Below are 13,998 nucleotides of genomic sequence, written 5' to 3'. Positions count from 1 at the left end.
CTCCAACTCATCCTGATCAGTGGAAAGTTATTCGGTTAGGCTAGGCTGGCCTCACTTGCTCGGGGTACAGTCTGGCTGCCCACATACCGGGGCGCAGTGGACAGCGCGAAAGCAAGGGATTTGACGATGCTTCTCCATCGAACGACACCCCAGAAGCCGTGGCGGAGACTGGCCGCGGCGGTGTCCGCTGCCACCCTCGGCGTCGGCCTCCTCGCCGGATGCGGCAACGACTCGGCGGACGAGAAGAAGAAGGACTCCCCGGCGGCGGCCGAGGGCGCCTTCCCGGTCACCGTGGAGCACGCGTTCGGGTCCACCGAGGTCAAGAAGGCCCCCCAGCGGGTCGTCACCGTCGGCTACACCGACGACCAGGCCGTCCTGGCGTTCGGCATCAAGCCGGTCGGCATGGTCGACCAGTACCCGAACCCGGCCGGTCAGACCCCCGACATCAACACCCAGTGGCCCTGGGTGAAGGACAAGTGGGGTGACGCCCGCCCCGAGGTCGTCATGAAGAACGGGGACGCCGGCCCCAACTTCGAGAAGATCGCCTCGCTGCGCCCCGACCTGATCATCGCGGTCTACTCCGAGGTCGACAAAGCGGCCTACGAGAAGCTCTCCAAGATCGCCCCGACCGTCGGCCGCACCAAGGGCGAGAAGGAGCTCTTCAGCGCTCCCTGGCAGGACAACGCGGCGCACATCGCCAAGGCGCTCGGCAAGGAGAAGGAGGGCGCCGAGCTGATCAAGGGCATCCAGACCAAGCTGGACGCCGCCGAGAAGGCCAACCCCGGCTTCGGCGAGCAGAAGGCCGTCGCCCTGTCCTGGTACAAGGACTCCATCTCGGCCTTCACCTCCACCGACGTACGCGGCCGGCTCGTGACGGGCACCGGATTCACCTACCAGACCGAGATCGACAAGATCGCCGACGGCGGCTTCTCCACCGAGCTCTCGCCCGAGCGCATCGACCTGATCGACGTCGACCGCATCTTCGTCGTCAACGACAAGGCCGACACGGAAGCGCTCAAGAAGTTCGAGCTGTTCGCCAACCTGCCGGCCGTCAAGAACGGCAAGGTCTCCTACCTCCTGGACAGCGAAGGCCCCGCGGTCGGCGCCGCGATGTCCCAGGGCACCCTGCTCTCCCTGCCGTACGCGATCGACGAGCTCGTCGAGTCGGCCAAGTAGCGATGGCGACCCGACGGCCCGGCCCCCGGCGAGAATCGGTCTCCGTGTGACTGTCACCGACACCCCTGTCGCCCCCACGACCCTGCGCACCGCGACGGGGGGAGAAGCCGCCCGCTGGGTGGCCCGGCACTGCCGCCAGGCCCCCTGGCTGACGGCCTTCACCGTCCTCACCACGGTGGCCGGGGCCGCGCTCCAAGTGCTCCCGGTGCTGCTGCTCGGCCAGGTCGTCGACGGCGTCGTCGGCGGCGAGCCACGCTCGATACTCCTCACCGTCGGCATCCTGATGGTGGCCGCCGCCCTGTTCGGCGCGGCGGCCACCGCGGCCTCCACCTTCCTGATCGGGAAGCTCGGGGCCGAACTGCTCGCCCGGCTCCGCGAGGAAGCCGTACGCGCCGTGCTCGGCATGCCCAGCGCACGCGTCGAGGAGGTCGGCCGGGGGGACGTGCTCTCCCGCGTCGGCGACGACGTGGCCGTCATCTCCAAGGGCATCCGGACGGCCGTCCCCACCGTCTTCTCGGCGGGCGTCCTGGTCGTCATCGCGACGATCGGCATGTTCGGCCTCGACTGGCGGCTCGGTCTGGCGGGAGCCTGCGCCCTGCCCGCGTACGCGCTGGCACTGCGCTGGTACCTGCCCCGCTCCGCGCCCCTCTACCGCAAGCAGCGGGCGGCCCAGGCCGACCGCGCCCAAGCCCTGATCAGCGGACTCAACGGAATCGACACGGTCCGGGCCTACCGCCTGGAGGACGCCGTACGCGAGAAGGTCACGGACGAGTCCTGGCGGGTGCGCAACCTCGGCATCGAGGTGTTCCGCTTCTTCGGCCGGTTCGTCGGCCGCGAGAACCGGGCCGAGTTCATCGGACTCGTGCTGATCCTGGTCGTCGGGTACGCCCTGCTGGAGGCGGATGCCGCAACCCTCGGCGAGGTGTCGGCGGCCCCGCTGATGTTCCACCGCCTGTTCACCCCACTGGGCGCCATCATGTTCACCTTCGACGAGGCCCAGAAGTCCGGCGCGAGCCTCACCCGCCTGGTCGGCGTCTTCTCGGAGCCCTCCGAGGAGCGCCTGGTGGGCGACGCCTCGGTCGCCACCGCCGCCGTCGCGCCCTACCCGGTCACGGTCCGGGACCTGACGTTCACCTACCCCGGGACCGAGGACCCGGTGCTGCGGGACGTCTCCCTGTCCATCCCGGCCGGCGGCTCGCTCGCCCTCGTCGGGGCGACCGGCGCGGGCAAGTCGACCCTGGCCGCACTCATCGCCGGCATCGGCAGACCACAGGCCGGGTCGGTGCACATCGGGACGCACGATCTCGCGGGCATGGACGAGGCCGGGGCCCGCGCCCTGGTCAGCATCCTGACCCAGGAGACCCACGTGTTCTCCGGACCCCTCGCCGACGACCTGCGGCTCGCCGCACCCCTCGCGGGGGACGACGACCTGATGGACGCACTGCGCACGGTCGGCGCCGGGGAATGGGCCGGCTCCCTCCCCGACGGCCTGAACACCCCGGTCGGCGAGGGCGGCGAACGCCTGGACGTCACCAAGGTCGCCCAACTGGCCCTGGCCAGACTGGTCCTCGCCCGGTCGCCGGTGGTCGTGCTCGACGAGTCGACCGCCGAGGCGGGAAGCGAGGGCGCCGCCGAACTGGAACGCGCCGTGCTGGCCGCCTGCTCCGGCCGGACCACCCTGTTCGTGGCCCACCGGCTGACCCAGGCGATGGCCGCGGACCGGATCGCCGTGCTCTCGGCGGGACGCGTGGTGGAGGAGGGCACACACAGCGAACTGGTCGAGCTGGGAGGTCAGTACGCCCGGCTGTGGCGCGCCTGGCGCGAGGGCAGTTAGCAGAAAACCAGGCCAACGGTCGTTCAACTCGCACGCCTCGAAAGGATGCTGAGACTTCGATGTCGGAACCGGGCGCTTCTCGCATACTGCTTTCCCCCACTCGGCTGGCCGCCGTGCGTCGGCGGACCGGCGACTACGGCGATCGGACCGTCGTCGATGCGTGCGCCGTCGGACTCGCGTACTGGGCGACCGGCACCGGCCCCGACGGCATGGACCTCACCCCCACCACCGCCTTCCCCGACGTCCTCGCCCGGGTCGACAACGGCACGATCCGCGCCGAAGGGTGGGAGACCGACGCCCAGACCCTCGGCATCACCGTGCCGCCCGGCGTCGACCGGTCCGACGCACAGCGGGCTCTGGACGACCTCGCCGACTTCCCGGACCGGCCCCTCGGCACCATCGGCCCGTCCGACCCCCGGACACGCGCCGAGGAACTGGCCGGGTGGAACGACACCCGGGCCGACCGGGCCCGTCCGACCCTCATGGAGCTGTTCGCCGAGCAGGCACGCCTGCGGCCGGACGCCGTCGCGATCATCGACGAGCACCGCTCCCTGACGTACCGCGAAACAGCCCAGCTGTCAGCCCAGTTGGCCCACCACCTGATCGAGCGCGGTCTGGCACCCGAGCAGGTCGTCGGCATCTCCCTCGGCCGTTCCGCCGAGATGGTCGTCGGCCTCCTCGCCGTCCTCCAGGCCAAGGGCGCGTTCGTCCCCCTCGACCCCGGGTGGCCCGCCGCCCGCCGGTCCGTCGTCGCCGAGGACGCCAGGATCGTCCTCCAGCTCAACGCCACGGGCAAGGCCGACGCCGGGGAACCGGACGCCGTCGCCGTCGGCCTCGGCGACTGGAAGTACGGCGCCCACCCGACGGACGCGCCCGACGCGACCGTCCCCGGGGACTCGCTGGCCTACGTCATCTTCACGTCCGGTTCGACCGGACGGCCCAAGGGCGCCATGATCCGGCACGAGGCGATCAGCGAGCGCCTGCTCTGGCAGTCCCGCGAGATCCTGCGGTTCGGCCACGACGACGCCTCGCTCTTCAAGGCCCCGCTCTCGTTCGACATCTCCGTCAACGAGATCTTCCTGCCCCTGACCACCGGCGGCCGGCTCGTCGTGCTGCGGCCCGGCGGCGAACGCGACCCGCACCACCTTCTCGGCGTCATCGCCGAACAGCGCGTCACCTTCACCTACCTGGTCTCCTCCATGCTGGACGTTCTCCTGGAGATCGTGGGCGACTCCGGCCGCCTCGACAGCCTGCGGCACGTCTGGTGCGGCGGCGAGGTCCTCACCCCGGAGCTGTACGAGCGCTTCCGTACGCGCCTCGACATCCCGCTGTACCACGGCTACGGCCCCGCCGAGACGACCATCGGCGTCTCCCACGTCATCTACCGGGGGGCCGCGACACGTCTGTCGACGTCGATCGGCAAGGCCAACCCCAACACCCAGCTCTACGTCCTCGACGACGAACTGCGCCCCGTCCCGGTCGGGGTCGGCGGTGAACTGTACGTCGGAGGGCTCCTGTTGGGGCGGGGTTACGTGGGCGCGCCCGGCCTCACCGCATCCCGCTTCGTCGCCAACCCCTTCGCCGCCGACGGCTCCCGGCTCTACCGCACCGGCGACCTGGCGCGGTACGCCCCGGACGGATCACTGGACTTCCTCGGCCGCGCCGACAACCAGATCAAGATCCGGGGCATGCGACTGGAGCTGGAGGACGTCGAGGCCGGTCTCGCCGAGCACCCCGGCGCACGGCACACCTGTGTCGTCGCGAAGAAGAACACGGCGGGCGGCACCTACCTGGTCGGCTACGTCATCCCCGCAGGCGGCAGCGAGGACCTGGGCCCCGACGACGTCAAGGCGTGGGCCGCGGCGAACATGGTGGAGTACATGGTGCCCACCCACATAGTCGTCCTGCCGGAGTTCCCGCTCACCGCGAACGGCAAGGTCGACCGGAACGCGCTGCCCGAGCCCGCCGCGGACACCGGAGCCCTCCAGGCGCCCGCCACCGAGAACGAACGGCTGGTGTGCGAGGCCGTCGCGGCGGTGCTGCGCCTGGACGCCGTCGGCGTGGACCAGGACTTCTTCCAGCTCGGCGGCGACAGCATCCTGGCGATCTCCCTGCTCAGCGCCCTGCGCGAGGTCGGTCTCCATGTCAGCGCACGCCAGATCTTCGCCCACACCGTCGTGGGAGCACTGGCGGCGGTGGCGAGCCGGGAGTCCGTCGCTGCCGTGGACCACGGCGACGTCGCCACCGGCACCGTCGTAGGATCCCCCATCGTGCAGTGGCTCGGTGAGACGACCGACGCCATCGACGGGTTCGTGCAGTCGGTCGTCCTCACCACCCCGGCCGGACTGACCCCCGACGCCCTCGACGGCCTCCTCACCGCCGTGCTCACCCGGCACGACATGCTCCGCGCCAAGCTGGTACGCGGCGAGCGCTGGGGCTTCGACATCCCCGAGGCCGGTGCGACCGACCGCTGCTGGGAGCAGAGCGACGCCCCGGTCGACGACTGCGTCGCCCTCGCGACCGCCGCGCTCGATCCGGACCACGGCGTCATGCTGCGCGCCGTCTGGCGCCGGGCGGCACGCCAACTCGTCCTGGTCGCCCACCACGTGGTCATCGACGGCGTGTCCTGGCGCATCCTGATGGACGACCTCGCCACCGCCTGGCGACAGCACTCCTCGGGCATGCCCGTCGAACTGCCGCCGGTCGGAACCTCGTTCAGGCGCTGGACCCAGCTCCTGGCCCGTACCCCGTTCGACGCGGACCGTGCGCAACACGCCACCGCACTGCCCGCCGCCGACGCGCCGATCGGCAGGCGGGCCCTCACCGCGGCCGACACCGTGGCCCGCGAACGGACCCGGACCATCTCCGTCGACCCCACGGCCACGGCCGCACTGCTCGGCGACGTCCCCGCCAAGTTCCACGCGGGCGTCAACGACGTCCTGCTGACCGCCCTCGCCGTCGCCCTCGCCCGTTGGCGGCGGGACCGGGGGCAGGACCAGACCTTCGCCCACATCGAACTGGAAGGACACGGCCGCGAGGGCCGCTTCGTCGCGCCCACGGCCGGCTTCGAGCCCGAACTCTCTCGTACGGTCGGCTGGTTCACCACCCTCTTCCCGGTCGTCGTGGACCCCGGACCGGCGGGCGACCCCACCGCACCGGCCTACCTGGCCGCCGCCCTGAAAGCGGTCAAGGAAGACCTCGCCCGCGTACCGGCGGGCGGCCTCTCCTACGGGGCCCTGCGCTATCTGACCGGCGACGGACCGACCGGAGCCCCCGCGCCCCAGGTGCTCTTCAACTACCTGGGCCGCTTCGACGCGGACGGCCCGGGCGACTGGCAGCTGGCGGGAACGACCGGGCAGTTGGGCGAGAAGCGCGACCCCCGTATGCGGCTGCCGCGCGCCCTGGAGTTCAACGCGATCGCCGAACCCGACGCGAGCGGCGCGTACGCACTGGTCACCACCGTCTCCTGGCCCGAAGGCATGTTCACCGAGGACGACATCACCACCCTCGGCGACTATCTCCACTCGGCGCTCACCGCGCTCGCCGCGCTCGAAGACGGCGGCCACACGCCCAGCGACTTCCCGCTCGTGCCGCTGACCCAGGCCGACGTCGACGCCCTGGACGGCCCGGCACTGCACGACATCCTGCCGCTGACCCCGTTGCAGGAGGGTCTCTACTTCCACTCCGTCTTCGACGGCGACACCACGGGCAGCTATGTCGAGCAGCAGGTGATGACGCTGGACGGCGACGTGGACGCCGACCGGCTCGCGGCGGCGGCCACCCGGCTGCTCACCCTCCACCCCAATCTGGCCGCCCGCTTCACGGCCCTCGCGGACGGACGGGTCGTCTCCGTCGTCGAGCACGGCAGGCGCGCGCCCTTCACCACCCTGGGCGGCCCCGCCCGCACCGACGAGGAGATCCGCGACCTCGCCGAGCGGGACCGCCGGGCCGGTTTCGACCTCGCCACCGGCCCTCTGATGCGCTACACGCTCATCCGCTCCGACGCGGGCCACTGGGTCCTCGTCCAGACCGTGCACCACATCATCGCGGACGGCTGGTCGGTGCCGCCGATGCTCCGCACCCTGCTGGCCGAGTACCACGCACCGGGATCGGTGTACGCACGCGGCGGCTACCGCGACTACGTGGGCTGGCTCGCCGCCCGCGACCAGGACGAGAGCGACCGGGTATGGCGCGAGGAGCTCGCGGGGCTGCCCGGCCCGTCCCTGGTCGCCGAGGGCCACACCCCCTCCGACCGGTTCGCCGACGTCACGGCGGAGCCCGACGAGGACATCGATGTCGCCGCACGCTCCGCCGGAGTCTCCCTGAGCGTGGCCGTGCACAGCGCCTGGGCGGCGACCCTGGGCGGGCTGCTGCACAGCAGGGACGTCGTCTTCGGCTCCACCGTCTCCGGACGCGACGCCGATGTCCCCGGTATCCGTGACATGGTGGGCCTCTTCATCAACACCATCCCGGTGCGCGCCCGTTGGTCAGCCACCGACACGGCGTACGACCTGCTGGACGCCGTGAGGCGACACCAGGGCGCGGTCCTGCCGCACCAGCACGTCTCCCTGGCCCGGATCGGCCGGCAGAGCGGAACGGGCACCCTCTTCGACACCCTGGTCGTCTTCGACGTCGCCACCGACGTGACCGCCCTGCGCGGACCCGACGACACCCTCGCCATCACCGGCATCGTCAACGAGGGGGCGCCGCACTACCCGTTGACCCTCGTCGTCGAGCGCGCACCGAACGGGCGGACGCGCTTCAACCTCATCCACGACGGCGAACTCCTGCGCCCCGCAACCGCCGAGGCGATCCTCGACACGTTCATCCGCACCCTCACCGAACTGCTCGGCCGTCCGGACACGCCGGTCGACGCGCTGCTCCCCACCCCGGGCAGGGCCCCGGCGCAGGAGGCCCCGTCCACCCTGGGCGAGCTGTTCGACGCCGCCGCGCACCGCGACCCGGCGGCCACCGCCGTCACCCAGTGCGCGCTGGACGGCACCACCCGCTCCCTCGCCTACGGTGAGCTGGCAGGGGAGAAGGACGCGTTGGCCTCCGCCCTGCGCGCGGCCGGGGTGGGCCCCGGGCAGCAGGTCGCCGTCGCCGTCCCGCGCTCCCTGGAACAGGTCGTCGCCCTGGTCGCGGTCGTCACCGCCGGAGGCGCGTACGTACCGCTGGACCTGGCTTACCCGGACGAGCGGCTGGAGTACATCCTCGCCGACGCCGCCCCGCAGGTCGTTCTCGTGGACCGGGAGCAGCAGGGCCGCTTCACCGGTCTGCTGGAGAGGGCCGGGGTGAAGGCCCGCCTGCTCGTCCAGGGCGAGGACCTTCCGCGGCCCGCCGGATCCGCCGCGCCCGACGTCCGCCCGGGAGACCCGGCGTACGTCATCTACACCTCGGGCTCGACCGGCCGGCCCAAGGGCGTCGTCGTCCCGCACTCCGCGGTGACGACGCTCCTCGCCAACACCCGCCCGGACATGGGCTTCGGCCCCGCCGACGTCTGGGTCCAGTTCCACTCCTTCTCCTTCGACTTCGCCGTCTGGGAGCTGTGGGGCGCGCTGGTCCACGGGGGCGAACTGCTCGTACCGGAGTACGGGCTGACCCGCTCACCGGTCGACTTCCACCGGCTGGTCCGTGAACGCGGCGTCACCGTGCTCAACCAGACGCCGTCCGCCTTCTACCAGTTCATCGAGGCCGACCTGCACGCCGACGAGCCGGTCACGGCGCTGCGCCGCATCGTCTTCGGCGGCGAGGCACTCGACCTCGGGCGGCTGCGCGGCTGGGTCGAGCGGCACGGCACCCGCACGCCCGAGCTGGTCAACATGTACGGAATCACCGAGACCACCGTCCATGTCACCCACCGGGTGCTCACCGACGAGGACTTCACCCGTGGCGACGCCGCCAGCCCCATCGGCGGTCCGATCCCGCGCCTGACCGTCCATCTGCTCGACGACCGGCTGCGGCCGGTGCCACCGGGCCGGGTGGGCGCGATCTACGTCGCGGGCGACCAGGTGTCCCTCGGCTATCTGGGCCGCCCCGGGCTCACCGCCGGGCGTTTCGTGGCGGACCCGTTCGCCGCCGACGGCTCCCGGATGTACCACACGGGCGACCTCGCCCGCCGCACGCTGGACGGCGAGCTGGAGTTCGCGGGCCGCGCCGACGACCAGGTGCAGCTCAAGGGCTTCCGTGTCGAACTGGGCGAAGTGGAAAACGTCGTACGGGAGTTGGAGGGTGTCGTCGATGTGGCCGTCACCGTGGCGGACAGCGGCGACCACCTCGTCGCCCATGTCGTCGGGGAGCCGCCCGCCGACCTCAACACCCTGCTCGCCGCCCGGCTTCCCGCGTACATGGTGCCGGGCCGGGTCCTGCCGATCGACGCGCTGCCGCTGACGGTCAACGGGAAGCTGGACCGCAAGGCACTGGCCGAGCGGGCCGCGCAGCAGGACGTCACCCGGCACGAGACCTCGCCGCGCCCGGACGACTCGGCACTCACCGCCCTGACCGGCATCTTCGCCGAGACCCTGCCCGGGGCCACCGTCGACCCCGACACCGACTTCTTCGGCGCCGGAGGCGACAGCATCGTCGCCATCGCCGTGGTCAACCGCGCCCGGGCACTCGGCCTGCCGATCGCACCCCGGGACGTGTTCCTGTTCAAGACGCCGCGCGCCCTCGCCGGCCACCTCGCGACGCGCGCCCCGGCTCCCGCGCCGTCGGCATCCTCCCGCCGGGAGGACGGCTCCCTGCCCCTCACGCCGATCATCCTGCGCCAACGCGAACTGGGCGGCTCGCTCGCCCGGTTCGCCCAGGCCAGGGCCCTCACCGTCCCCGCAGGCACCGGCCTCGCGGACATCCGGCGGGCGGCCGACGCCGTCGTGGCCGCGCACCCGGCCCTGCGGCTGCGGCTGCGCGTCGAGCACGGCGTCTGGTCCCTGCGCACCGAGCCGCCCCGCGAGACCACCGTCGTCACCGAGGACACCGCCGACGCGACCGCCGCCGCGAACCAGGCCGCGGGGCGGCTCGACCCCGTCACCGGGGACACCGTCGCGTTCTCCTGGCTCGCCGCGAGCCGCACCCTGGTCGTCACCGTCCACCACATCGCCGTGGACGCGGTGTCCTGGCTCATCCTCCTCGACGACCTGACCACCGCCCTGAGCAGCGGGGCCGCCCTGCCGCCGCCGACCACCTCCTACGCCGCGTACGCGGAGGCGCTGGCCCTGCGGGCCGCCGGGACGGCCGACGGTCTCGACCACTGGATCACCACCCTGGAGGCCCCGGCGCTGGTGCCCGCCGTCCGAGGCGTCCGGGAGACCACCGTCGTCCTGCCGCCCGCCGCGAGTGACCGGGTGACCCGCAACGCGCCCGGCGCGCTCGGCCTCGGACTCACCGAGCTGCTCTGCGGAGCCCTGCGCACCGCGCTGACCCGGATCCAGACCGAGCCCACGGACCTCGCCGTCGACCTGGAGCGGCACGGGCGCGTCCCGGCACGGGACGACCATGACTACTCCCGGACCGTCGGCTGGTTCACCTCCATCGCCCCCGTCCGCCTGACCGCCCACACCGACCCCGTCGCCGCGGCCCGCGAGATCGCCGAACGCCAGCCGGACGAGGACGGACACACCGCCTACGGCCTGCTCCGCTACCTCAATCCACAGACGGCCCCGCTGCTGGCCGCCCGGCCGCAGGTTCTCTTCAACTACCTCGGCCGGGGCAGCGAATCGGAAGCCCTGCGGATCACCGGCGACGACCAGGGCGACAGCCCCTACGCCGTCGAGGTCAACGCCTGGACCGACGAGACCACCGGCTCCCTCCATGCCGCCTTCACCCTCACCGACTCCGTCCCCGACGCGATCACCGACCACTGGCTGACCGCCCTGGAGCAGATCGCGGGCGCGTCCGCGACGGCCGAGCGCACCGCACCCGTCACCCCGCTCCAGCGCGGCCTGTTCTTCCAGGCTCAGCTGGCGGGCACGGCGGCGGCGGGCACGGCCGGGCACTATGTCGCGCAGAGCTGGTTCACCTTCGACCGGCGCCTCGACACCGACGCGCTGGCCGAGGCGATGGCGTATGTCATCGGCCGCCATCCCGTGGTCGGCGCGGGCTTCACCACCGACGCGGGCGGAAACCCGGTCCAGCTCCTCACGGCGGGCCGGCGGGTCCCCGTCCGCACCGTCGACCCGGCCACCGACGCCGACGCCGAGGCACTGCGCACCCGGGACCGCGAGCAGGGCTTCGACCCGGGGGAGCCGCCGCTCGTCCGGATGACCGTGTTCCGGCTGCCCGACGGCCGCGACGGCCTGCTGCTCAGCTACCACCTGCTGCTCTGGGACGGCTGGTCCCGCGAGATCCTGCTGCGCGACCTGTTCGACGCGTACGAGGCCGTCGTCGCCGGCGACCCCTGGGACGCCTCGCCCGCCGTGCCCGGCTTCGAGGAGTACGCCCGGGAGCTCGCCGCCAAGGACCCGGCCGTGGCGGAACGCTTCTGGGCGGAGCATCTGGCGGGTCTGCCGGGGCCGACGCTGCTCGCCGGACCGGCCCCGGCCCTGTCCGAGGAGCTGCCGCTGCCGATCGTGCACACCCTCTCCGCCGAGCTGTCGGAGCTGCTGCGGCAGGCGGCCCGGGCCCGGGGCGTCACGCTCAACTCGGTGCTGACCGGAGCCTTCGGTCTCCTGCTCGCAGCCCGAACGGGCCGCAGCGACGCCGTGTTCGGCGTCACCGTCTCGGGGCGCGAGGGCGAAGGGCACGGCGACATCGTCGGAGTCCTGCTCAACACCGTCCCCCTGTGGACGCGGGCGAGGGCCGACGACTCGGTCGACGCGTACCTGGCATCCGTACAGGCGGCGCGCGTGGCGGCGATGGACCACGAACACCTGGGCCTCGGTGAGATCCAGCGGGCCGCCGGACACGACACCCTGTTCGACAACCTGTTCGTGCTCCAGAACTTCCTGGACCTGGACGCGTTCGCCGAGATGAACGCCCGCCACGGCATCACCTCGGTCCAGGCCGACGACTCCACGCACTACCCCTACACCTGGGTCGTCACGCCCGGGGACCGGCTCACGGTCAAGCTGGAGCACCGCCACGGCGACGCCGACAGCGCCCGCCGCCTCCTCGACGACTACCTGCGCGTCCTGGAGGACCTGGCCAGGGCCACCGGCCCGATGGGCGCGCTGCCCGGACTCGGCCCGGACCCCCTACCCGCCGCGCGCACCGAGGTCGGCACCGACACCGTCGTCGACCGCTTCGACCTCGCGGCCGACCGCGGTCCGGACCGGATCGCCCTCGTCGCCGACGGGACGAGGCTGACCTTCGCCGAACTCCAGGAGCGCAGCCGGGCCGTGGCGGGTGTCCTCGCCGCACGCGGCATCGGGCCCGAGACGACGGTGGGCCTGGCGATCCCGCGCTCCCCCGACTGGATCGCAGCCCTGTTCGCGGTGTTGCGCGTCGGGGCCGCGTACGTACCGCTGGAGCTGGACCACCCCGACGAGCGGATCGCCGCGATCGTCGAGGACGCCCGGCCCGAGGTGATCCTCACCGTGAGCGCGGTGTCGCCCCGGCTGACCGGCGAACTCATCGAACTGGACGGCCCGTTGCCGGAGGCCGAGCCGTACACGACGTTCGCGCCCGACGACCCGGACCGGCTGCGCCACCCCGCGTACACCATCTACACCTCCGGATCGACCGGGAAGCCCAAGGGTGTGGTGACCGAATACGCCGGTCTCACCAACATGCTGATCAACCATCAGCGCCGGATCTTCGAGCCGGTCCTCGCCGAGCACGGGCAGCGGACCTTCCGCATCGCGCACACCGTGTCGTTCGCGTTCGACATGTCGTGGGAGGAGCTGCTGTGGCTCGCGGACGGCCATGAGGTCCACATCTGCGACGAGGAGTTGCGCCGCGACGCACCCCGGCTCGTCGAGTACTGCCTGCGGCACGGCATCGACGTCATCAACGTGACGCCCACCTATGCCCAGCAGTTGGTCGCCGAAGGGCTGCTGGAGGATCCGGAGCGGCGTCCCGCGCTCGTCCTGCTGGGCGGCGAGGCCGTCACCCCGACGCTGTGGCAGCGCCTCGCGGAGACCGAGGGCACCGTCGGCTACAACCTGTACGGGCCCACGGAGTACACCATCAACACCCTCGGCGTCGGCACCTTCGAGTGCGAGGACCCGGTCGTCGGTGTGGCCATCGACAACACCGAGGTGTACGTCCTCGACCCCTGGCTGCGACCGCTGCCCGACGGCGTCCCCGGCGAGCTGTACGTGTCCGGCATCGGCATCGCCCGCGGCTACCTGGGCCGCAGCGCCCAGACCGCGCACCGTTTCGTCGCCTGCCCCTTCGGCGCGCCCGGGGAGCGCATGTACCGCACCGGAGACCTGGTGATCCGCCGGCCCGACGGGAACATCGCCTATCTCGGCCGCACCGACCAGCAGGTCAAGATCCGCGGTCACCGGGTCGAACTCGGCGAGGTCGAGGCCGTGTTCGCCGCGCACCCGGCGGTGCGCTTCGCCGCCGCCGTCGCCCAGCCCGACCCGGGGGTCGACGGCGCGTACCGGCTGGCCGCCTATCTCGTCCTCACGGGCCCCGCCGACCTCGCGCAGGTCGCACACGAGGTGGGCGCCGGGCTGCCGGACTTCCTGCGCCCGACGCACTACGCCCAGGTCGACAGCATCCCGCTCACCGTGAACGGCAAGGCCGACACCGAGGCGCTGCCGGAGGCCAGGCCGCTGGGCGCCCTCACCACCGCGGGGGAGCGCGGCCCGGAGACCGGGACGGAGAGCGTCGTCTGCGGGTTCTACGCCGAGGCGCTCGACCTCGACGACGACGAGGTCAGCGCGGTCAGCGACTTCGTGTCGCTCGGAGGGCACTCCATGCTGGCGGTGCGGCTGATCGGCCTGCTCCGCCGCGAGTACGGTCCTGTCATCACCATCCGCGATCTGTTCACCCTGCGAACCCCCGAAGCGATTGCCCGCCACCTCGATGAGAACTCCTGA

3 protein-coding genes are annotated in these 13,998 nt (G+C 72.4%); all 3 read left to right on the top strand.

The window, feature by feature from the left end; all coding sequences use genetic code 11:
* The first annotated feature begins 126 nt into the window (after nucleotides 1-126).
* Genes RNL97_RS01810 through RNL97_RS01800 form a run of 3 tightly spaced genes read left to right on the top strand, consistent with a single transcriptional unit; the run spans nucleotide 127 to nucleotide 13,998 of the window.
* Nucleotides 127-1,176: an iron-siderophore ABC transporter substrate-binding protein gene (locus tag RNL97_RS01810; RefSeq protein ID WP_313750288.1), complete on the top strand. Its 1,050-nt coding sequence runs from the start codon at nucleotides 127-129 to the stop codon at nucleotides 1,174-1,176.
* A gap of 46 nt (nucleotides 1,177-1,222) precedes the next feature.
* Complete coding sequence (locus RNL97_RS01805; protein ID WP_030586863.1) at nucleotides 1,223-3,010, top strand: ABC transporter ATP-binding protein; 1,788 nt, start codon at nucleotides 1,223-1,225, stop codon at nucleotides 3,008-3,010.
* A gap of 59 nt (nucleotides 3,011-3,069) precedes the next feature.
* The gene (locus RNL97_RS01800; RefSeq protein WP_313750287.1) at nucleotides 3,070-13,998 is read left to right on the top strand and encodes a non-ribosomal peptide synthetase; all 10,929 of its coding nucleotides are present in this window, start codon (nucleotides 3,070-3,072) and stop codon (nucleotides 13,996-13,998) included.

The sequence above is a fragment of the Streptomyces parvus genome (assembly GCF_032121415.1).
GTDB lineage: Bacteria > Actinomycetota > Actinomycetes > Streptomycetales > Streptomycetaceae > Streptomyces > Streptomyces globisporus_A.
This window is presented reverse-complemented; position numbering and strand designations above follow the sequence as displayed.